The following is a 21,619-nucleotide window of genomic DNA, read 5'->3' as shown; positions in this document are numbered from 1 at the left end:
GGATAACGATGAAATCAGGCGCTTGGTGCTGGAATATATGAGGCGTTACCCAAACTATCGAATTATCAAAGTGAGTGGTAGTTTCGCGGTTTGTGACAGATTAGAAGAGTTTTTATAGAAGATATGGTTAAAGTAAAATCATTTTTGCTTTCGGGATTTACTAATGTAAATGGACATAACAGAAACTCCTATAACGATGAATATTATCGCAACATATTTATTTTGAATAAGTGAATTGTAGTCGAGGGAACCAGTTAATCTTCCCATTCCACTTGAAAGAACAAGGGCACCTAAAACAAATAGGATATGTTCAATTATAGAATAATGTGTTTTCAATGCATATCTGCTCCTAATATTTGGGTTCAATAACTTATAAAAGGATAACACAATTGGGAGATGTTTGAAAATGCGGATTTACTTTTAAGTGTACATTGTGGATTTTGTGAATAAATCTGTGAATAAAAATTTGAATATTGAAAATATGGAGGGTTGTGTATGTATGACGAATTATTGCGTGGTTTTAGATCTTGGGCAAAAGAGTTACCACCAGCACCAAAATGGACAGCGTGGCACCATAAAACGTTTAATCGACCACGTAGAAAGCGTAAGTAGGAGAGGTGAGGGCAAATGGCAGACAACAAGAAATACTATTACATGAGGCTAAAAGAAAATTTCTTCGAAAGTGAAGAATTAGTCATGTTGGAATCAATGCCAGAGGGCATGTTGTACTCAAATATTCTAATCAAACTATATCTAAAAAGTTTAAAAAATGAAGGTCGTTTGATGTTCAAGGATACAATCCCTTACAACGCTCAAATGATAGCTACAATCACACGTCACCAGATTGGAACAGTGGAGAAAGCACTTACTATATTCAGAGATTTAGAGCTTATCGAAGTACTGGATAACGGCACTATTTACATGAACGATATTGAATTATTTATTGGTAAAGCATCCACAGAAGCTGAACGTAAAAAACGTGCTCGGATGACTATCGAAGCTGAGAAAAAGCTATTAATTGGACAAACGTCGGACAAATGTCCAAATGAAAATGGACAAATGTCCGACAAACTTCCACCAGAGAACAGAGAACAGAGTTTAGAGACTAGAGTTAAGAGAACAGAGACTATAAACAACATAGAAGAAGTTGTCAGTCAGTCGGTCAGTCCTGTCACTGATATTCAGTTTTTAAAAATAAAAGATTCCTTTAGCCAAAGTATTCGGGAACCTAAAAATACTGATCTTACAAAGCTAAATGAAGCTCTTGATTTTTATGAACCAGCCTTAATTTTAGAAGCCATTAAAATAGCTAAAGAAATGCGTGGTAAGTCATTTGCTTATGTACTCGGCATTTTAGATAACTGGAGAAAAGATGATGGTGTTAAAACATATGCAGATTGGCAGGTGAAGATTAGTGGATCCGATGCAAGAAGTAATTCAAAAAATACAAGAGAAGTACCTAAAATTATCACCCGAAGAAGTAGCAACGAATGAACAAAAAGAGTTCTCCTGTCCTAAATGCAAAGATGTTGGTGGTTTCTTTGAAATGAAGGTTGATGAGGATGAAAGAAAAATTACTTATGGCAAGTCATTTCAAATATGGGTTGACTGTTCATGCGAAAAGCAAAAGATTGCTAATAAGCTAATCAAGGCCAGTGAAATCACAGATAACTTTAAAGCTATGACATTTGCAAACTACTACACGGAGGGGCAATCCAGTCTAGTGGTTGAAGCGAAGGATTTAGCGATGAAATACTTTAAGGATTTTGAAAAGCCGATTACAGGGCTTACAGAGGCTGAGGAAATGGCTGTTGGTATTGCAGTACTTGGACAACCCGGCTTTGGTAAAACACATTTGTTATCAGCGCTTAGTAACAACATGATGCAAAAGAAATTAAAGTCTGTCTTGTATTTCCCTTACGTTGAAGGGTTTGATGACTTGCGAGATGACTTCGAAAAGCTGCAAGCGAAGCTAATCCGCATGAAAGAAGTGGATATTTTATTCATAGATGACCTATTTAAACCTGTAAACAAACGTGATCGTATCGGTGAGGTTGTATTGGATAAAGACAATAAGCCAGTAAAGATACCGCAAGCTAGCTCATGGGAGATAAAACAGATTTATTCAGTGGTTAACTATCGATACATGAATAAGAAACCTGTTTTCCTAAGCAGTGAGCTAGAATTTGACCAAATGATTCTACTAGATGAAGCGTTAGGTACAAGGCTTTATCAGATGTGCAAACGATATTTTTTAATAATCGATAAGGATTTATCGCTGAATTACAGATTAAAGTGAGGGGCAACAGCCCCTTGATGGAGGGTGAAGGGATGGACTTTTGGAAGCTTGTAAACGATGTAGCAAAAGCAGCTAATGAACTTCACAGAGCACAACTTGAAATAGAGATGGGCAAGCTTATGAGCGAAATTGAAGCGTTTAACATCGCTAATGCCATTGACATAGCTTTGGCTACTGGCAATCGAGAGGCTTTTAACAAATTAGTGGGGAGTGAATGAGTGATGAAGCAAGAACAAATAGAAGAATTTCAATCTTTTGCAACAATTTTTGAACGTCACTTTGATTTAGGTTTTAACTTTGAAATTGAAAAAGGAGATGTTGATTTAGTAAACAATGCAGCCAAAACACTCAAACAACAAAATGAAGAGCTAAAACAACTAAAGCGTGAAAATGAAGGTTTGGTAATTGATCGAGAATGCGCGATTTCAAACATTACAAATGACTTTTTAGATGAGGTCCAGCGTTTACGCAAAGCACTTGAGCAAGTCATGGAAGTCGAAGCACCGATTGCGGAAGGTTGGGAAACACCTGCTTACAAAATTGCTCAAGAGGCTTTAGGTGGTGAAGCAAAATGAATGAACAGTTTTTAATTGATCAAATCATTTTGTACCTTGGGCAACATCAGCGCTTTGGAGGCAAGTACAACGAAACCATGGCTTATAAGCGTTTGGAGCAATTGAGAGCTTTAGTAGGACTGAAAGATGCTGAAGAAGCTACAGATTATCTTATTTCACGAATGGAAGGGGTTATGGCTGCATGACATTAACCGAACAACTGGCGTTTCATTTTGAAGATTATGAGATTTGGAAACCTGTTGTTGGTTATGAAGGGCTGTATGAAGTTAGTAGCAAAGGGCAAGTTCGATCTTTAGATAGACCAGTTTATAGAGGGAACAAAATCCATTGTTACATGAAAGGTCGCATATTAAAACAAACCAAAACAACAACAGGTTACATGAGGGTGACATTAGTTAAACCAGAAAATAAAAACAAGATGTTTAGAGTGCATCGATTAGTAGCCACTACTTTTATTCCACAGATTGAAGGTAAAGAGTTAATAAATCATATCGACTGTAATCCGTTAAACAACAATGTAGAAAACTTGGAATGGTGTACACATTCAGAAAACCTTGTACACGCATATCGTTCAGGCGAAAGAGATTGGTCTATTAAGAATAAAGAAGAGTTGATAATTCAGACCTATTTAGAAGACAGGAATAGTGGTTGCAATACAATTGCGAAGCAAATAGGGTGTGATAGCAAAACAATTAAAAGGCTACTGGAACAACACGGAATACAAATACGAAGCAATAAAGATGTTAGAACCAAGGTTCCTTATGAAGTATTAGAAACGGAATTCAAAAATGGTTCGAGAAATATTGATATTGCTAAGAAATATAGCATCAGTACAACAACAGTAAAGAGGTACAAAAGAGAATATATGGAGGGAATAAAAGTTGAATCAAACGCAGCTTATCGGAAGGCTAACTAAAGATCCTGAGATTTCGTACACTCAATCAGGTATTGCAAGAGCACGTTTTACATTAGCTGTAAATCGATCTTTCAAAAATCAGAATAACGAGAATGAAGCTGACTTTATCCAAATAGAAACATGGAGAAAAACTGCTGAAAATGCTGCTAACTACTTAAAGAAAGGTAGTTTAACAGGGATAACAGGATCTGTACGCACTGGTTCGTATGAGAGAGATGGGCAAAGAATCTATTTTACGAACGTTGTAGCTGACAGTATCCAATTCTTAGAGCCAAGAAACAGCTCAGGAGGCTCACAGGGCACATCAAACTACGAATCTAGTACAAATACAGGTGGACAGTATCAAGGGGCTCCACAGGGCGATTATGGTGGTAATAACAAACAGCCAAGTTATACAAGAGCAGATGAAGATCCATTTGCTAATAGTAAGGGACCGATTGAGGTTAGTGAGGATGATCTCCCTTTTGATTTCAGGCAAGTGAGATAGCTTGCCTTCTGAATAATAAAACTAAGGAGCGAAACGGATGAATTTACAAAATATTATCGATGCACAAAAAGAGCTTGATGCTCGAATTACCCAAGGTAAAGAGTTAGCACCTAACACATTTTTAGCCTTAAAAGTTGAATTAGCTGAATTCGCTAATGAAGGACGTTGGTTTAAACATTGGAGCGATAACCAGGAGCCGAGAACTAAGGCTGATTCGATATGTGGTTGCATAATGTGCGAACACCATTCTATACCAAATGACAAGAATCCAGCCTTAGAAGAATTCGTCGATGCGGTTCACTTCTTTGTATCAATCGCTAATCAGAAAGGTTGGGAAGATTCACTTTGGGTGTATGAAGAGCAACTTGATCCAGATGAATTTAATGGTGATTTAACAAGTTGGTTCTTAGAAATGGATTACTTCTTAAGTATGGCATATATCCGAGTATTTACAGAGGAGGAAGAAGCTAAATGCAAGGACTCGTTTGGATATTTAAACAATGAATACTGCTTTAGAACAGCTTGGATTTTGTTCTTAAACATTGGGATGAATGGCTTCGGTTTTACTTGGGAGCAAATAGTGGCTGCTTATTTCCAAAAGAATAAGGTCAACCATAAGCGTCAGGAGAGTGGTTATTGATGAAGCTATGTGAACGCTGCAACCGTAAGTTAAAGTCTCAGAAATCGATAGATGTAGGTATGGGGCCAACATGTAAGAAAAAACATGAGGCTGAACAAGCGGAGGCTGAGTTCAATAAGAACCAGATTACGATTGATGAAGTGATGGAAGAATCACAAGCAAGTTAAATAAAACTAAAACGGAGGTTTTACATTATGAAATTCTTTGATTTTTACAATCCATATATCGCATTAATTATGGCTGAAAATGAGGAACAGGCGAAAGAAAAGTATGTTGAGTGGGTGGCTGATGACGAAGGTGATTTAGAGTTTGATGAAATCGGCAGAGATTATGCAATCGTTAAGTTTAGCCAAGCAAAAGATGAACACGGAAATTTAGTTCCAATTGATGAAATTTTAGAGCAATTACAAAGCAAGGAACCAGAATTGTTAGTTATTGATGGAAGTTTAATTTAACTAAATACACGCTGCTGGTAGAACGGCATTAGGTTGTTTTATCAGCAGACTTCTAAGAGTGCTGATAGGAGGTAAACATGAACGTACTCACATTTGAAATACCAGGAGATGTGCAGGCACAGCAAAGACCGCGAGTGACACGAAATGGCACATTCGATCCGAAGGAATCCAAAGACTACAAATCATTTGTAAGATTGGTAGCTTCACAAATAGCACCAGAAACACTAATAACAGAGGATATAAAGCTAACTATCGATGTTTATCGTAAGATGCCAAAAGCTATCAGCAATAGCAAGAAAAAGCTACAGCAAGCGTTAAATGGTGAGTTGCGACCAACAACTAAACCCAGACATCGACAATCTGGCAAAAGGCATTAAAGATGGTCTAAGTAAGGTTATATGGCGTGATGATAGCCAAGTAACGGAGTTAATTGCTCGTAAGTGGTATTCGCATAATCCGAGGGCAGAGGTGACGATTGAATGGCACCAAAAATAGAGAGTCGGTACATCTTATTCACTGGTGAGGCTCACGAAAATATGAAATTTGATTTTACAAACAAACAGATCGAAATATTTATCAGTCTTTAGAATGCAGGCGTGGCTATCAATAAAATTGCTCAAAGGTTTTTAATCAGTAACGCTAATGTAGCTTTGATTGTGATGGACCTTGAAATGGCAGGCCGGATTGGGCCAAGGGCTGGTGGGTTGTTAGGTAAGAGGAAAGTGGTTAGTTGAAAGATATTGTGCAGCAAGGAGGGAAGCAAAAATTAAAACTATTGCTTGGTTTAGTGGTGGTGTAAGTAGCTTTATATCAATTTATTTGTTGAAAGATCAAATAGATGAAATTTATTTCATTGATGTGAAAGAACAACACCCAGACACTTATAGATTTTTGAGAGATTGTGAGAAAGCAATTGGACGTAAATTTACAATAATAAAAAATGAAAAAACACATAGCGCTATGGATACTATACGTAAACGCAGGTATATCAATGGTCCATCTGGAGCGCCTTGTACAAGTGAATTAAAGCGCAAAGTAAGGCAACGTTGGGAACAGACGCAAGATGATCTATTGCGCTATGTATGGGGCTATGACAGCGAAGAAAAGCATCGAGCAGAACGGTTATTGCAAACAACGCCAGAACATGAACATGTATTTCCTCTAATTGATGCAATGCTGACGAAAGATGAAGTACATGGCTTGCTCGAACGATTGGGCATTAAAAGACCTTTGATGTATGAGCTAGGATTCCGTAATAACAATTGCGTTGGATGCGTTAAAGGCGGTATGGGCTACTGGAATATAATTCGTAAGCATTTTCCAGAACGTTTTAAAGAAATGGCTGCACTAGAAAGAGAAATAGGTGCTACTTGTATTAAAGGCATTTATTTAGACGAATTAGAGCCAGGTCGTGGACACATTGAAGATGAAGTCATGGGCGAGTGTGGAATATTGTGCGAAATCGCTTATGGAAATATAGTTGGGTGATCGAAAGTAATCCCTTCCTTATTTTAGATCAGAATGTACAAAAATAGTGTACCTCTTTTATTAATTTAGTAAATTATACTTAGGAGGGGTTTTTTTGGATAATAACATATTAATTAGTAATATTTTTAGGCTGAAACGGAAATTAAAAATTAAAATTAGCAAAGAGATTCGAGGATTAGAGTACTACGAAGCTTTGCAATTAGAAGTTAAAAGCTTAAAAGCTTTTCAAGCGAATAGCCCAAATCTAGTAGAGATTGGAGCAATAGTTTTCTCTGCGGTTGCAATTTTAGTTTCTAGTATTGCATTTTATGGGAGTTTTATATTCGATACATCTTATTACTTTTCTTCAACAAAAGATGGAAGTTCGCCAATTGAAGTAGGATTAGCGACATACCTTATAAAAAATTCACCTGATGAAAAGATAATAAATATTGTTAACGTTGTATATTTCTCCGTTGTTGTGGTTTTTTTTATTGGTGCGTGGATACTTATAAGACAAGTACTATTACTTAGGAAGATAAAAGAATTGGAAATACTTGACTATTATTTAGAAAAGTATATCGAAAAAAATGATGATAGGAAGAAAACTAACATTTATCCTAATATGAACGATTCTAGTAAAGTAGATATGCATAATTTTAAGTAGAATAGCTTAAAGGGTATTGAACGTTTTGAGGAAAGAAACTAAAAAAGGGTCACACAACTGGTAGTGACCCTAAGTAATTTGGAGGCCGTGACGGTCAACCAACGCCACAGCAAGTGCGTGCGATACACTCGATAATAATTTGTGCAAATTACAGTTCCTTATACATCAAAAAAGCCGCAGCGTTTGCACACGCTACAGCTCGAATTGGTTTATGCCCTTTTAGGCTAGTCAGATAACGGTATTATATCACAACTTAGGAGGGCAAACCTATGTTAAAAGAAAGAACACTAACGATTACACCAGATGCTTTAGATTCAATGATTACAGACTACCACTGGATGGTTAACGCCATCAAAGAAATGCGATCAGAAATGGTTATAGGGGCAAAAACGGCACAGTATGGAATCGAAGCTACACTACCCAAGGCAGTAGGCAGTGTAGGTGATCCAATTATGCAGGAAGCAATTAGACGGTCTAAGAACATAAAGCGTGTTGCAGAGTATGAGAGAAAGTTATTAGAAGTACAGATGCTTATTGATAGGGTTACAGGTGACAGAGAAATGCAAGTCCTTAACTGGATGTTAGATGGCAAGTCTAAGCGCTGGATTGCAACTAATATGGGATTAAGCCATACGCACATCCAGAACATCAAGGACAATATTGTTGAACAGATGGTAGGATAAGCTTTTTTTACTCAATTACATTTCAACCATTTATTCATGAGTCTTTTTATTAGACTTTTAATGAACGATTTAGACCCTAATTTTAATTCGAATTTAAATGATGAGGTTTTCTTCTTAGTTTTGTGTTTAGATTCGTATTTTAACTTTAATGACATCAGATCACATCCTTTCATTGGATATGGGGATGCGATCTGATTAGTGACAACAATTAGCACCAAAAGGACATAATTTTTTATTTGTACATTCCAAAGTTTCCAAACTTGCCATACTTTCAACATTAGATGAGATAAAAATAATAATGTACAATCGGAGGTAGGTCGGTGCGGTAAGGTTTTCCTCCTTTGGTATTAATAAAAACCTAAATATTAGGGAAAGACAGACCGACGACCGACCTGCGCTTGACAGACTAGTTCGAAGCGTGACATACAAGGCCGGCCCATATTTTTTAAGAGATTAGGTATCTTAATTAATATAAAAGGCTAAAAACGCTAAAGTTCCATATCATATTGGGCATAAGTCTCTTATTACATGAAACCACTCAAAATTTATGAGTGGTTTTTTCTATTGAAAAAAGAGAGTTGTTCAATTATTTACAAGGAGGAATCAAAGTGTAATTCAACAAAGCAGGATCATACAAAAAATATTTCATGAGGTGAAGAAAACATGACAACAATTAGTACATTAACTGAGGCAACAAGATTTTTTAACGAACAATTCCCTGAAGGAAGTCAATATAAACCGCTGTACTCAAGAGTTCAGGTTATTCGAGATGGCATAGAGGCAAATGGCACAAAACTAGAACCATATCTTCGATTTCAACGTTTAGGAAATCAACTACAATTTCTAGCAAGTTTATATGACAAATCTTCTGATACTACACTAAAAAATAATGTGAAGAGTGCAATCCTTGCTACATTAACAGGGCTGGAAAGTTTAAAAAACACAGATGGACAGTCACTACTTTCAACTAATGCTGGTCTAGGTGCTGCACCGGCAGGTGGTATTGTTTTAGCTGGTTTAGTTATGGCTCGTAAAGGTGTTTATTACAGTTTAGGGACAGCTGATCAAAGTCGAGTGGCTTCAGCTACAATTTCAATGGCAAATCAAATTGCAACTTGGATTGATAGTTCTTCAAATCCAAACTATACAGCTTTAGATTTAGCGGTTAATAGTTGGAGAAGTCAGAAGTACGGAAATTTTGCGCTTAATGGACCAATCCTACATGCAGGTGGCTTAGCGTTATATTCTGATTTAATTACAACACATACTTCCGCATCACAGTATCCAAAGTATAATGCTTTATATAAATTTGGTACTTATGTTTTCGATAAATGTGCAACTCTTGATGCTACTGGTACTAAAGCATCGATTGCTATCGGGGGTGCTAATACTCCTCCAAAATACGGTCGTAAGTTTTTCCCGTCATCAGGCTATAATGGCTATGTCGGAATGGGTCTAGCATGGTTAGCTCACGGTATTGTTTACACAGGGTCTTTATCAACAATTCCTGGATCTCGACTAATCAATGACTCAAAGAAAATCGGCAACTTCTACAAAGGTGTATTTGACGCTCAGCCAAACAAGAAAGCTTATGAACTAAGTGAACCAGCTGACTTTACAGGTAAAAAGTTAACAGAAGCTACTATTCAAGCAGTTGTAGCTTTAGGTTATACTCGAACAGAAATTGACGAGATGCTTGCTACGCACACAGCTAGTACAACGGGTTACTTATATACTCTAGCTTGGAATGGCGACCAGACTTTCTTGGTAGCCTTAGATAAAGCTGTACGAACAGCTGGAGAAACAGTATTCCTTGGCTCAGAATCAACTAACGGTTCATCTGTAATCGTGGCATATTCTCGTACAGGTGAAGCTGCTGCTCACCGAGCAATGGGAGGATTTGCAGGTATGCTTCAACGAGGAATCTCAACAGTTACAGACGGTAAGTAATTAAATTTAGTTATTTAGAGTCGCGTTCTTACGAGCGTGGCTTTTTCTTTTGCTTTGAAAACTGCATCAAACAGCCAAAACACTACGAGTTGAGAGGGCAGAGTTTGGTGTGGTTTTGAGAGTGGAATTTGTAGAAAATTGTTCCAATTCATTAGCTCAAAGACTATGATTAGGGTTGGGGGGATAATAATGAGAACAATTACTTATGATTTCGGAAATTTAGCAGATTGGATTAGTGCTATCGGAACAATAGGCGCTTTATTTTATGCAATATATTTAGCTACAAAGGATAGCCGGATTAAATTAAGCATTACAGTTATTAATGATAAATTCCGATATGAATCTAATGGTGTTAAACCAAATACTTATGACATTTGTGTAGTGAACGTTAGACCAAGGACAGTACATATTAGAGCTTTAGGGTTCTATGTTGGTAATAAATTTAAAAAGAATAGAATAACAAGAATGACTGATAGTGAAAATATATTGCTTGGTTCTATTGGATTTGGCGAAATGAAAACTGAAACAATTACCTTTAATATTCAAAGGCAGTGTGAAGCGCTTGGAACTAGACGTAATAAAAGAAGTAAGTTCTATGTTGGATTTGAAGATATAACAGGAAAAATATATTACAAAAAATTCACACCTTAATTGTAAGGTGTTTTTCTTTTGCCTTGAAAAGTGAGTATCGAGCAGTTTCCTCCCCTTTGACTGTTGGGCAACGGTACTTACTTTTGAGAGTGAAAGTAAATTGTTTATTATCTATTGACATGGAGTCAACTCCATCTTTTAAGATGAATGAAATAAAAGAATGGAGTGATGGAAATGGTAATTGTCACAAATATATTAATTGGTTTATACACAGTTTTAATAGGAATTGCAGGACTAAAAAAATGGAAAGAAATCGGATTCCAAGTACAAACATTTTTGTTTGTTAGCGTATCAATTAGTATTCTTTTAATATTATTTATACCAAACAAAAACTGGATGTTTATGCTGTTGATACTTGCATTTATTCTGTTACACATATTAGCAGTTACTGAAGGGTTATTAACAAATGGACGGATTACGTATAACCATCATATCGTTCGCTTTATATTCCATTGTATAATGGCCCTAATGGTTTATAAATTTATAATCTAGAAGGTGATAATAATGAAAATTGCTGAATTTGCAGTATGTACAGGCCTTAGTAAAGATACTATCCGATATTACGAAAAAATGGATTTATTGCATCCAGAAATTAAAAATAAGCAGCGTGAATATAATAAGAAAGACATTGATATAGTTGAAACAATCCTTAAACTTAAGCAAACTGGATTTTCACTCCAAGAAATCAAAATGCTTTTTGAATGGTCGGGAAATACTGATCAAAATAAAAAACTCAAAAAAGAAGAAATACAAAATCTTCTTGAGATAAAAGTTTTATTCCAGGAAAAGTATGAGCAAATGTTACAAAAAGAACATCAGATTAAACAAATAAAACAAGTATTACTTAATACTAATAGTAAAATAAATCAGCTATTAGAGAAAAATAAAAGATAAAATTTTTAGACATAACGATGTGTCGTATAGAAATTTGTTTTAATTTCCAAGCAACTAGCCTAATGGGGTGATTACAAAACAAACAAATGACGATGGAGGTGGTGGTGTATGAGATATGGCTAGACCGAGAAATCCGAAACGTGATGAAGCGTTTCAAATGTGGCTAGATAGTAAAGGGCAAATGCTTTTGAAGGATATAGCCGAACAGTTAGAGTTATCCGATTCTCAAATTCGAAAGTGGAAGAACCAAGATGAATGGGATGTCCATTTGAAAGGTAACGTTACTAAATGCAATGGTAACGTTACTAAACGAAATCGTGGTGCTCCTATAGGTAACAATAACGCAAAGGGCCATGGTGCACCTAAGCAAAATCAGAATGCTACAACACATGGCTTCTTCTCGAAGTTCCTACCAGAGGAAACGCTTGAAATCATGGAAGCGATGAATGAACGTTCTCCAGCCGATTTAATTTGGGATCAAATACAGATACAGTATGCTGCAATCATTCGTGCTCAACGTATTATGTACGTCGAATCTAAAGATGAAATAGTTAAAGAGCTTAAAAAGGCTAAATACGATTATTATCCACGTTCTAAAGAGGATGGTGGAGGTGTAGAAAAGGCTGTAACAGAAGAAGAATATGAATTCCAATTCGCATGGGAACGACAGGCGCAACTACTCACTGCTCAATCTAGAGCAATCGGGGAGTTGCGTTCTTCTATTCGTCAGTTCGTGGAAATGGCTGATCAAGATGATGAGCGCAGACTAAAACTCGAGCAGATGCAGTTAGGTATCGATAAAACAAAACTAGAAATCGAAAAGATTCAATCTGGAGATACAACAACCCAAGAAAGCGAAATTGCTAAGATGCTGCGTAAAATGGCAGGTGATGAATAATGGCAGAGCTCACACCCAAACAAAAAGAGGTTATGGACTGCTTTATTCATGAAAAGCCTAAAATATTGGCTGCTAGTGGCGCAAAGAGGGCGGGGAAGACGTTTGTTCTTATACTGCTTTTTTTAATGCATATTGCTAAGTTTGAAAACCAGGGGCTCTCTTTTATTATCGGAGGTTCCACTCAAGCGAGTATTCGTCGTAACGTGCTTAATGACATGGAGGCCATCTTAGGCAAGGAATTAAAGCTGGATAAAACCAATGCAGTCCGTGTTTTTGGTAATAGGGTGTACTGCTTTGATGGCACGAATGCAGATGCATGGAAAAAGGCTCGTGGTTTTACGGCAGCAGGTGGGTTTTTGAATGAAGGCACCGCATTACATGACATGTTTGTTAAAGAGGTTATTTCACGATGTTCATATCCTGGAGCTCAAATACTACTAGATACAAACCCTGAAAATCCAGCGCATCCAGTTAAGACAGACATTATTGATAACGACGGTCAAACACTTGATAGTGGTAGGTTAAATATTAAAGTATTTCATTTCACTTTGTTTGACAATATCTTTCTAGATCCTGAATATGTCGAGTCAATTATTGCTTCTACACCTACAGGAATGTTTACTGACCGTGATATTCATGGCTTATGGGTATCGGCAGAAGGGATTATATACAAGGACTTTAATAAAGACCGAAATTATATTTCTAGTGAAAAGTTCAATAAACTCAATATCGTTAAATACTTTGCTGCTGTTGACTGGGGTTATGAGCACTTTGGAGCAATCGGGGTATTTGCAGAAGATGAGCATGGGAATGTTTATTTATGTGAAGAGTATGCAAAGCAACATGAAGAAATTGATTACTGGGTAGACATCGCCAAAGACATAAAAAAACGTTATGGTAATATCAATTTCTATTGTGATTCGGCACGGCCAGAACATGTTCAACGCTTTAGACGCGAAGGGTTAAGGGCCATTAATGCAATTAAAAAAGTAATAGCAGGAATTGAGGAAGTCGCCAAGATGTTTAAAATAGGGCGGCTTTTTATCGTTGAAGATAAAGTAAAGAGGTTCAAGGATGAAATACATCAATACGCTTGGAATGGCACTACTGGAGAACCAATTAAGCTTTGGGATGACGTGTTGGACATGATTCGATATGGAATCTATACGCATTATCAGAAAGCAATTCTAAAAGGGAAGAACCGATAAGGAGGTGGCACAGTGAACGAATACATTACTTATATCGACGAGAAGGGTGTTACACCTTTATTACTTAATAAGCTAGTAGATGAGACAAAGGCTGAAAGAAACAAGCGACTACTAAACTACAACCGGTATAAAGCAGAATTATCAGCAGTACCGATATTAACACGTAAACCAACTGATTACGCTCAAGGTAATGACAATGTTGTACGTGTTGACGACAAGGTGAATAACACACTTAATAATCCTTTAGACGCTGAAATAGTAGATACAAAGGTTGGCTACATGTTCGGTAATCCAATTTCATACGTAGTAGATAAGCAAGCTCAAAGCCTTGATAAATTATCCGAGGCCATTGAGCTTTTTAATTTGCGTAATTCTGTCGATGATCTCGATAGTGAGTCAGGCAAGAAAACAGCTATTTGCGGTTATTCAGCACGACTGCTTTACATTGATACAGATGGAAATGAAAGAGCAACAGTCATTGATCCGTGGGAAACTATTATCCTTTCGGAAACAGCGGAAGTCAGCGAGCCGAAATATGCCTTGCGATATTTCAAAAGCGCTGAACTAGATGTTGAGGGAGAAAAAGTAGAGATTGAGCAGCTGGTGTTTTACGATGCAACAACTGAAAGACTCTATACTCGAGCTGATGCTGATTCACCTTTTGTTTTGAAAGATGAACGTAAACACTTATTCGACTATTGCCCTTTATTCGGAGTTCCCAATAATGAGGAATTACAGGGTGATGCAGACAAGGTGTATAACCTCATCGACGCTTATGATCGAACGCTATCCGATGCATCAAATGAAATTGAACAGTTCCGATTGGCCTATCTGGTTCTTAAAGGAATGGGGATGGATGACGAAGATGCGAAGAAGGTTGCTCGAACTGGCATCTTTGAGTTGATGGGTGAAAATGATGAAATTAAATATCTAACTAAAGATGTTAATGATCAAATGATTGAGAACCATTTAAACCGACTTGAAGAGAATATCATGCGGTTAGCAAAGAGTGTAAACTTCAGTGATGAATCGTTTGCAGGTAATGCTACTGGCGTAGCAATGAAATATAAGCTTATGGCACTTGAGAACAAATGTAAGACGATGGAGCGAAAATTTACGACTGCTCTACGTTATCAATTTAAGGTGCTGTGTAGTGCATGGGCCAAAAAAGGCATTTGCTCAAAGGACGATTACTTGAAAGTTTGGTATGAGTACAAACGAAACATTCCTATTGATTTACTATCTGAGGCTCAAGCTTCTCAAGCTCTAAAAGGTCTAGTTTCTGAACGTACACGTCTTTCTAAATTGTCTATTGTTGATGATGTGGAGTATGAACTTTTAGAGATCCAGAAGGATGCACAATTGTTTGGCAATGAGCTTGAACCTTTGAACGAGGATAACGTAGGTCCGAAAGAAGTTGATGAGTCATGAATCAACAGGAGATCAATCGAATCTTAGATAATTTGGAAGCCAAAGCAGAGAGAGACGTTGAGGTTGTATTTGCACGACGTTTAAAGACTATTCTTGCCCAAATGTTAGACATGCATCGGAAGTTTGGCAGAAATGGCAAAGCAACTTGGACTGACGTTAACAAATATAATCGCTTTAACCAAGAAATGGAGTTGATTGCTCAACAGTTGAACGTTGATTACAAAGAGATTATCAAGCTCATACAAGCTTCAGAGGAACATCTTTACATTGAGAGATACTTATTGATGGCTTATCTCTTACAACAGTCTACAGGCGAGGAAATGGGCTTTAAAATACCATCTGCTGAGGTGATTCAAGCAGCGCTAACTAATCCTGTTGAGTTTCTTACTCTTCCGAAGATATTTGAAGCTCATAGGAATGAGATCATCAGGCGTTTGAATATTGAGATAGCACAGAGCTTACAAGCTGGTGAAAGCTATACAGACATGGCTATACGGATTGAAAACGCTATGGGATGGACGAGGAAGAAAGCTATCCTTGTTGCTCGTACAGAGGGTGGTCGAGTCAGATCACAAGTTGATTTAGCCATTGAGGAACAGGCAAGTAAATCAGCTCGGCTAACCAAGGTTTGGATGTCCTCACTTGATACCAGGGTAAGGAAGTCTCATAGAAAGCTAGATGGTCAGAAAGCTGATAAAGATGGCTATTATCATTATGGTAAATGTAAATCAAAAGCACCGAGGTTATGGGGCATTGCATCCATGGATATCCAGTGCCGTTGTCATACGATTTATATGGTGAATGGCAAGTTACCCGGATATAGACGAGGCAGAGACTACATGGACGATACCTACCAGAAGCAATTGGCTGCTCGTATTGATGCTTACATGTCTGACTTAGGGTTAACTTATAGGCAAGCTTTTAATAAGGCTTACAAAGAAGTACAACCACCTAGCGTTACATTTCCATTCATGAGTTATGAAGAGTGGAGAAAACAATTCAGTGGAGAGGAGTAAAAGCAAAAGGTGATTTAATCCTTTTGCCTAATCTCTAAATAAACTGAGAAACTGATAGCAATAAACATTAATATTGAAAAAATAATTGTAGCAGTGGATTTGAGAGAGAGTGATGTAATTAATAACACAAGAGAACAAATGATAATGACTACACGCACTAAAATATTTGTTTTTTTACTTGGCTTTAAAAAATCTTCCAGTATGCCAAGAAAAAAACAAGACGCTATCAATACTAGATACTCATAAAGAAGTATTGGTTCTAAATATTCTGGACTAAACCTTGTTAACTGAATTGCAGAAATAAACATAAGAATATATTTTGTGTATTTAAAAATGCCTGACAAAGTATCACCTCATTTTTATGATAGTTAACTAAATAATGTAAGTCCAGATGAAATTTGGAGTAATTTTAGTCGTAGTCATACGGCTTTTTATTTTTGTCTTTACTCTCGTAGACGCTATAAAGAACGAGAACAAATACACTATTGAACAGTTTAGGGATTCAATTGAATAACTAAATTGGGCAAGGAGGAAAACATGAAATATTATCAAAATCCATTCAATTTAAGAACTCTATTACCTTTAGATATTCAAATGCTTGCTGACGGTGGCGAAGGAACTCCCCCGACGGATAACCCACCACCAGGAGATGGCGGAAACGGTCAAGGGGCTACATTGACACTTGAATCGGTTCAATCATTTCTAAACGACAATGACGAGGGTAAGAAATGGCTTCAATCATTTGCTGATACTCGAGTAACTGATGCTCTTAAAACCTATGAAACTAAAACTCTTCCAAAGAAATTAGAAGATGAGATTTCCAAGCGTTATCCACCTGAATCTGAGGAAGCAAAACAGTTACGCGATTTAAAAGCACAATTTGAGCAGTCTCAAAAAGAAGCAGCACGAGAAAAGTTAGTGAATCAAGCACTATCCACTGCAACTGAAAAGAGTCTGCCCAGTAAATTAGTAGAGTTCTTTGTTGGTGAAGATGCAGAAAAGACAACTGCTAATCTAGGTATTTTTGAAGCTGAATTTAATGCTGCTGTACAAGCGGAAGTAGATAAACGCTTCAAAGATGGGGGAACGCAACCACCACCAAAAGGTGGCAACCAAACTACATTGACGAAAGAGGCAGTACTGAAAATGACGCCTGATGAAATCAATGCCAACTGGGATGAAATCGTTAAAAACAAATTACTATAACCGTTTATCGGTAAGGAGGAAATAACAATATGGCAATTACAAACTTTATTCCAACAATCTGGTCTGCTCGACTATTACACAACTTACAAAAATCTTTAGTATTTGGACAAACAGGTGTAATCAATCGTGATTATGAAGGCGAAATCAAGGCTTATGGCGATACTGTAAAAATCAATGGTATTGGGGCAGTAACAATCGGTGACTATACAAAAAACTCTAATATGGGTGATCCAGAAGAGTTAACAGATCATACTCGCTCACTTCAAATCACTGAATCAAAATTTTTCAATTTCCAAATTGATGATCTTGATAAAATTCAACAAAACCCAAAGTTGATGGATGCTGCAATGGCTGAGGCTGCTTACGCTTTATCGAATGTTGCTGATCAATTTATTGCCTCACATTATGTGCATGCTACAAATACTATTGGTACTGATGCTGCACCAATTGAAGTGACAAAGGAAAATGCTTACGAGTATTTAGTGGATCTTTCAACAAAACTTGATGAATCAAACGTACCAACACAAGGTCGCTTTGCTGTTCTGCCACCTTGGTTTGAAGGATTACTGTTAAAAGATGATCGTTTCGTTGGCTCAGGTGCTTTACCGGCTGACGAAAGATTATTAAATGGTGTAGTGGGGCGAGCAGCAGGCTTCCTGTTAATGAAATCCAATAATGCACCTTCTATTGCTGCAGACACTGGAGTAGTAGCAAACTCAAAAATCATTGCTGGTCATAATATGGCTTGGACGTATGCTGAGCAAGCAGCACAGGTTGAGGGATACCGCCCAGAGAAACGTTTTGCAGATGCAGTAAAAGGACTTCACCTATACGGTGCCAAAGTGACACGTCCAGAAGCGCTAGCAGTGTTATCAGCTAAACGTCCAGAATAAGGAGGGGCAATTCGTGTTAGTTAAAAACTTAAAAACAGATATTACTTGGGCGGTCACTGAGGAACATGGTGTCCGTCTTTTACGTACTGATGAATTTGAAGAGGTAGAAGCACCAAAACCAAAACGTACGCCTGCCAAGAAATTTGAATCAGATGAAACAGAAAAGTAGGTGATCTTATGTGGGAACCAACACAAGAAGAAATAGATCAACTAAAGCAAATGAATAACGTAACAGGGGCTAAGCATGATGGATTTTATCGTGCAATGGCTCCTGTTTTATTTGATGTGGCGAAAGACTACTGTAACGGCAAGTGGGAACTATCAGAAATGCCACAGGGAGTTAAGTTGTTCATTGCTAAAGCCATTCAGTTTAATACTCAAACAACAGGTCTGACAGGACGTTCTATGGGGACTGTTTCGTATTCATATGATACTGAGTTCCCAAAAGCCATCTGGACCTATTTAAGGCCATATAAGAAGGTGAAATTCCATGCATTACGATGAATTTCCTCATGAGGTTGAAGTAGTTCAGAAACGTAAGGTATCCGATGGTGCAGGTGGCTTTAAAACAGAATGGTTCCAAGTAGATGCTATGGAGGCATTTGTTGATACACCTACAAGTAAAGAGCAGTATTATGCTCAACAGTTAGGCAATCCGTTACAAAGGTATATGTATTATCCTTACAGAACCGATTTGACTTCTAGCATGAGACTTCGCTATGAAGGCGATATATATGAATTTGCAGGTCGAGCCGAAGACCAAGGAGGCCAACACGAAATCATGCGTGTGGCATTAAAGTTGGTGACTGAATAATGGCTAGGATTACTTACTCAGGTCGCCAATTAATGAGGGCTGCACAAAGGTACGAGGAAGGCCTACTTGATAAAGTATCGGATATTGTGTATGAGACAGCCAGATTAATAAAATCTCAAGCAAAGGCTCTTGCGCCAGTAGATGATGGTAGCTTACGAGACTCAATCGAAATGAAGATGTTAGGTAAATACAACGCTGTTGTTACAGTAGGAAGCCACTATGCTGTTTACGTGGAGCATGGGACAGGCATTTACGCTGAGAACGGAAATGGTCGTAGAACACCTTGGACATATTTCAGCACAAAGCTAGGGCGTTATGTAACCACTGAGGGTATGAGAGCTCAACCATTTTGGGGTCCTGCTGTTGATGCTGGTAAAAATTATTTTGAAATAGAAATGCGGAGGTTAGGGCTATGAGTTATTTTATACTTCCGTTTTATGAGATACAGACAGCAATTTATCAGAAGTTAAAAGCTAGCCCACATTTACAAACACTAGGTGTAGAAGTATACGATACACCTGATGAAAACACGCCTTATCCTTACGTAACGATTGGGGAGCCTTACAGCAACTCACTTGATACAAAGACAAATAATTGTGAGCAAGTCACCTTCACGATTCATGCATGGCGAAAAGACAATGATGAATCAACAGGGAAACGAATCCTTTATAAGATCCTAAGCGCTTGTCAACAGGCTTTAATTTCGCGAAGGTACTCTATTAATGGTCTTACAGTATTAGATGTTACTAGGAATGGGGCTCAAGTGTTTGACGATGTAGAAATAGGGCTTAAACATGGCGTACTAACGGTACGCTACAAAGTACAAATCAACTAGGAGTGATACAATGGCACGTTTAAACGGTAAAGACAGTCTATTACTAGTTCAACCTTCTGATAACGCATTAGGCGCAGAAGGTTTTTTAATTGGAGATCAAACCGAGCATACACATTCATATGAAAGGGAATTAACGGACGAACAAACGAAATTCGGACGTATTCTTGGTCCCGGACAGTTATCAGAATCCTTGGATGTTACCTTCTACGGAAATCCTGATGATCCTGGACAAACAGCAGTGTTAGAAGCAATTCAAAAGGGTACACAACTAAAAATTTGGGAAGTTCAAAAGCGTCTCAATAAGAATGGTAAGCACGATTCTTTATTTGCGTACACATACGTAGAATCATTAGAAAAATCAGCACCAACAGATAATTTCTTAGAAATTTCGGCTACATTACAAGTGATGAATACATCTAAGAAAGGTGAAATGAACCCTCTACCTGATGATGTATTGAACTTTGGAGATTACGATTACGAAAACCCAGGTGAAAAAACTGGCGAGTTTAATGGTGAAGAAAACGATGTTGTACCAGTCACAGGGATGGCCGTAGATCCTACAGCATTAACAATCGCTGAAGGTGCTACAGGTAGTATTGTGGCTAATGTAGTTCCTGTGAATGCTACCAATAAAGCAGTGACATTTACATCAAGTGATAATTCAATCGCTACAGTGAATGCACAAGGCGTTGTAACAGGTGTAGCAGAGGGTTCAGCTACGATTACAGCGACTACAGTAGATGGTGGATTTACGGCAACAACAGCGGTGACAGTAACTGCATAAACGAACGAGAGGGCTAATTAGCTCTCTTTTTTTATTGAAAACAAACAGAAAAGGATGATTATAAATGGCTCAATTACTAATTGGTGAAAACACTTTTACAGCAAAGTTTACTTTTGCTTTTAAAAATAAGGCAGATAAAGAATTCAATGATTTAGATGCTCATGGTAATCGACCAGGTGGATTTAATCAGATCTATCAAGGTTTATTGCAATTTGATTTAGATGCTTTACGCGCATTTTGGATGTGTGGACTTGCTCATTTATCTAAACAACCTAGCAAAACAGAAATTGAAGCAGCATTGGAAGGGCGAATCGAAGAGGATGGCGATGTTGAGCCATTATTCCAAGAAGCATTTCGAGAGATTGATGAATCAGGTTTTTTCAAAAAAGCTGTCAAGACGTTCTGGGAGAACTTAGAGCTATTCGAATCAGTAGCATCCGAGGAAGAAAAAGAACAGGCCAAAGCAGGAATCGAAATGATGAAATCAGCGAGAGTCGAATTATTAGGGAACAAACAGATCGCGTTAGTGAAATCCGACAAATCTACCGAGACGCAGCAAGATATCTAAAGGTCTATGATCCAGAGTTAATTCTATCTTGGCGTCCAAGTGAGTTTAAAGCCTTTTTAGAGGGCGCCAATGATGCACGTATTGACCATTATCAAACATTGGCTGATGCAGCTATGTTTAATCGAGTGGCAACTAATAAACAGCGTATTAATCCAAAGAGTGACTTATTTGATGCAGAGAAAGTAAGAAAATCTCTACATCATAAAGGACCTAACCCAGAGGTTAAGAAACGCCAACACGCAAAAGCAATGGCAGCACTGAAAAACTGGAAGCCATAGAAGG

General features: G+C 37.6%; 33 protein-coding genes. All 33 read left to right on the top strand.

Translation table 11 applies throughout. The annotated features are described in order from the left end of the window. The first annotated feature begins 627 nt into the window (after window positions 1-627). The 33 genes from MKY88_RS17360 to MKY88_RS17200 all read left to right on the top strand — a co-directional run bounded on the left by MKY88_RS17360 (window position 628) and on the right by MKY88_RS17200 (window position 21,615). Complete coding sequence (locus MKY88_RS17360) at window positions 628-1,494, top strand: phage replisome organizer N-terminal domain-containing protein (protein WP_340814289.1); 867 nt, start codon at window positions 628-630, stop codon at window positions 1,492-1,494. Then, window positions 1,424-2,299 (top strand): DnaA ATPase domain-containing protein, encoded by an 876-nt coding sequence (locus MKY88_RS17355; RefSeq protein ID WP_340814845.1) that lies wholly within the window; start codon window positions 1,424-1,426, stop codon window positions 2,297-2,299. The genes MKY88_RS17360 and MKY88_RS17355 overlap by 71 nt, the downstream gene beginning before the upstream one ends. 32 nt (window positions 2,300-2,331) lie before the next feature. Then, window positions 2,332-2,517 carry a hypothetical protein gene (locus MKY88_RS17350; RefSeq protein WP_340814287.1) on the top strand — a complete coding sequence of 62 codons (186 nt, stop codon included), beginning with the start codon at window positions 2,332-2,334 and terminating at the stop codon, window positions 2,515-2,517. 3 nt (window positions 2,518-2,520) lie between these two features. Next, window positions 2,521-2,874 (top strand): hypothetical protein, encoded by a 354-nt coding sequence (locus MKY88_RS17345; protein ID WP_340814286.1) that lies wholly within the window; start codon window positions 2,521-2,523, stop codon window positions 2,872-2,874. Beyond that, window positions 2,871-3,059: a hypothetical protein gene (locus MKY88_RS17340; RefSeq protein ID WP_340814285.1), complete on the top strand. Its 189-nt coding sequence runs from the start codon at window positions 2,871-2,873 to the stop codon at window positions 3,057-3,059. Before MKY88_RS17345 ends, MKY88_RS17340 begins: the two co-directional genes overlap by 4 nt. Continuing rightward, window positions 3,056-3,790, top strand: a complete 735-nt coding sequence (locus MKY88_RS17335; RefSeq protein ID WP_340814284.1) for an NUMOD4 motif-containing HNH endonuclease — start codon at window positions 3,056-3,058, stop codon at window positions 3,788-3,790. Before MKY88_RS17340 ends, MKY88_RS17335 begins: the two co-directional genes overlap by 4 nt. After that, entirely contained in the window at window positions 3,756-4,277 is a 522-nt protein-coding gene (ssb, locus tag MKY88_RS17330; RefSeq protein ID WP_340814283.1) for a single-stranded DNA-binding protein, read from the top strand. The genes MKY88_RS17335 and ssb overlap by 35 nt, the downstream gene beginning before the upstream one ends. Window positions 4,278-4,314: 37 nt before the next feature. Then, window positions 4,315-4,917, top strand: coding sequence for a dUTP diphosphatase (locus tag MKY88_RS17325; RefSeq protein ID WP_340814282.1), 603 nt, complete (start codon window positions 4,315-4,317; stop codon window positions 4,915-4,917). Further along, complete coding sequence (locus MKY88_RS17320; protein ID WP_340814844.1) at window positions 4,917-5,084, top strand: DUF6011 domain-containing protein; 168 nt, start codon at window positions 4,917-4,919, stop codon at window positions 5,082-5,084. The genes MKY88_RS17325 and MKY88_RS17320 overlap by 1 nt, the downstream gene beginning before the upstream one ends. A 27-nt stretch (window positions 5,085-5,111) precedes the next feature. Next, complete coding sequence (locus MKY88_RS17315) at window positions 5,112-5,372, top strand: hypothetical protein (protein WP_340814281.1); 261 nt, start codon at window positions 5,112-5,114, stop codon at window positions 5,370-5,372. Window positions 5,373-5,449: 77 nt separating this feature from the next. Then, window positions 5,450-5,749 (top strand): RusA family crossover junction endodeoxyribonuclease, encoded by a 300-nt coding sequence (locus tag MKY88_RS17310; protein WP_340814279.1) that lies wholly within the window; start codon window positions 5,450-5,452, stop codon window positions 5,747-5,749. Next, a complete protein-coding gene (locus MKY88_RS17305) occupies window positions 5,691-5,867 on the top strand; it encodes a RusA family crossover junction endodeoxyribonuclease (RefSeq protein WP_340814278.1) in 177 nt (58 codons plus the stop codon). The genes MKY88_RS17310 and MKY88_RS17305 overlap by 59 nt, the downstream gene beginning before the upstream one ends. 270 nt (window positions 5,868-6,137) lie before the next feature. Next, the gene (locus tag MKY88_RS17300) at window positions 6,138-6,860 is read left to right on the top strand and encodes a phosphoadenosine phosphosulfate reductase domain-containing protein (RefSeq protein ID WP_340814843.1); all 723 of its coding nucleotides are present in this window, start codon (window positions 6,138-6,140) and stop codon (window positions 6,858-6,860) included. Between the two features lie 94 nt (window positions 6,861-6,954). Further along, the gene (locus tag MKY88_RS17295) at window positions 6,955-7,506 is read left to right on the top strand and encodes a hypothetical protein (RefSeq protein WP_340814277.1); all 552 of its coding nucleotides are present in this window, start codon (window positions 6,955-6,957) and stop codon (window positions 7,504-7,506) included. Between the two features lie 269 nt (window positions 7,507-7,775). Beyond that, on the top strand, window positions 7,776-8,189 hold the full coding sequence (locus MKY88_RS17290) for a LuxR C-terminal-related transcriptional regulator (protein WP_340814276.1): 414 nt from the start codon (window positions 7,776-7,778) through the stop codon (window positions 8,187-8,189). A gap of 663 nt (window positions 8,190-8,852) precedes the next feature. Next, window positions 8,853-10,139 (top strand): hypothetical protein, encoded by a 1,287-nt coding sequence (locus MKY88_RS17285; RefSeq protein ID WP_340814275.1) that lies wholly within the window; start codon window positions 8,853-8,855, stop codon window positions 10,137-10,139. Window positions 10,140-10,328: 189 nt separating this feature from the next. After that, entirely contained in the window at window positions 10,329-10,790 is a 462-nt protein-coding gene (locus tag MKY88_RS17280) for a hypothetical protein (RefSeq protein ID WP_340814274.1), read from the top strand. A gap of 174 nt (window positions 10,791-10,964) precedes the next feature. Next, complete coding sequence (locus MKY88_RS17275) at window positions 10,965-11,282, top strand: hypothetical protein (RefSeq protein WP_340814273.1); 318 nt, start codon at window positions 10,965-10,967, stop codon at window positions 11,280-11,282. Window positions 11,283-11,294: 12 nt separating this feature from the next. Continuing rightward, on the top strand, window positions 11,295-11,684 hold the full coding sequence (locus MKY88_RS17270) for a helix-turn-helix domain-containing protein (RefSeq protein WP_340814272.1): 390 nt from the start codon (window positions 11,295-11,297) through the stop codon (window positions 11,682-11,684). Window positions 11,685-11,799: 115 nt separating this feature from the next. Then, window positions 11,800-12,582: a phage terminase small subunit gene (gene terS, locus MKY88_RS17265; protein WP_340814270.1), complete on the top strand. Its 783-nt coding sequence runs from the start codon at window positions 11,800-11,802 to the stop codon at window positions 12,580-12,582. Further along, window positions 12,582-13,790, top strand: a complete 1,209-nt coding sequence (locus MKY88_RS17260; protein ID WP_340814269.1) for a PBSX family phage terminase large subunit — start codon at window positions 12,582-12,584, stop codon at window positions 13,788-13,790. Before terS ends, MKY88_RS17260 begins: the two co-directional genes overlap by 1 nt. 12 nt (window positions 13,791-13,802) lie before the next feature. Next, complete coding sequence (locus MKY88_RS17255; protein ID WP_340814268.1) at window positions 13,803-15,221, top strand: phage portal protein; 1,419 nt, start codon at window positions 13,803-13,805, stop codon at window positions 15,219-15,221. After that, window positions 15,218-16,237 (top strand): phage head morphogenesis protein, encoded by a 1,020-nt coding sequence (locus MKY88_RS17250; protein ID WP_340814267.1) that lies wholly within the window; start codon window positions 15,218-15,220, stop codon window positions 16,235-16,237. Before MKY88_RS17255 ends, MKY88_RS17250 begins: the two co-directional genes overlap by 4 nt. Window positions 16,238-16,774: 537 nt before the next feature. Further along, a complete protein-coding gene (locus MKY88_RS17245; RefSeq protein ID WP_340814266.1) occupies window positions 16,775-17,443 on the top strand; it encodes a DUF4355 domain-containing protein in 669 nt (222 codons plus the stop codon). Between the two features lie 29 nt (window positions 17,444-17,472). Beyond that, a complete protein-coding gene (locus MKY88_RS17240) occupies window positions 17,473-18,336 on the top strand; it encodes a phage major capsid protein (RefSeq protein WP_340814265.1) in 864 nt (287 codons plus the stop codon). A 13-nt stretch (window positions 18,337-18,349) separates the two neighbouring features. Then, the gene (locus tag MKY88_RS17235) at window positions 18,350-18,505 is read left to right on the top strand and encodes a DUF7302 family protein (protein WP_340814264.1); all 156 of its coding nucleotides are present in this window, start codon (window positions 18,350-18,352) and stop codon (window positions 18,503-18,505) included. Window positions 18,506-18,513: 8 nt separating this feature from the next. Further along, a complete protein-coding gene (locus tag MKY88_RS17230) occupies window positions 18,514-18,840 on the top strand; it encodes a hypothetical protein (RefSeq protein ID WP_340814263.1) in 327 nt (108 codons plus the stop codon). Next, entirely contained in the window at window positions 18,827-19,150 is a 324-nt protein-coding gene (locus MKY88_RS17225; protein WP_340814262.1) for a phage head closure protein, read from the top strand. Before MKY88_RS17230 ends, MKY88_RS17225 begins: the two co-directional genes overlap by 14 nt. Beyond that, window positions 19,150-19,566, top strand: a complete 417-nt coding sequence (locus MKY88_RS17220) for an HK97-gp10 family putative phage morphogenesis protein (protein ID WP_340814261.1) — start codon at window positions 19,150-19,152, stop codon at window positions 19,564-19,566. The genes MKY88_RS17225 and MKY88_RS17220 overlap by 1 nt, the downstream gene beginning before the upstream one ends. Further along, a complete protein-coding gene (locus tag MKY88_RS17215) occupies window positions 19,563-19,985 on the top strand; it encodes a DUF3168 domain-containing protein (protein WP_340814260.1) in 423 nt (140 codons plus the stop codon). The genes MKY88_RS17220 and MKY88_RS17215 overlap by 4 nt, the downstream gene beginning before the upstream one ends. Window positions 19,986-19,995: 10 nt before the next feature. Continuing rightward, on the top strand, window positions 19,996-20,769 hold the full coding sequence (locus MKY88_RS17210; protein ID WP_340814259.1) for a phage major tail protein, TP901-1 family: 774 nt from the start codon (window positions 19,996-19,998) through the stop codon (window positions 20,767-20,769). A gap of 64 nt (window positions 20,770-20,833) precedes the next feature. After that, a complete protein-coding gene (locus MKY88_RS17205; RefSeq protein ID WP_340814258.1) occupies window positions 20,834-21,337 on the top strand; it encodes a tail assembly chaperone in 504 nt (167 codons plus the stop codon). Between the two features lie 113 nt (window positions 21,338-21,450). After that, complete coding sequence (locus MKY88_RS17200; RefSeq protein WP_340814257.1) at window positions 21,451-21,615, top strand: hypothetical protein; 165 nt, start codon at window positions 21,451-21,453, stop codon at window positions 21,613-21,615. Window positions 21,616-21,619 lie beyond the last annotated feature (4 nt).

This window comes from Lysinibacillus sp. FSL R7-0073, assembly GCF_038009065.1.
GTDB classification, from domain to species: Bacteria; Bacillota; Bacilli; order Bacillales_A; family Planococcaceae; genus Lysinibacillus; species Lysinibacillus fusiformis.
Note: the sequence above shows the minus strand (reverse complement) of the source record. Positions and strands in the feature narration are given on the sequence as shown.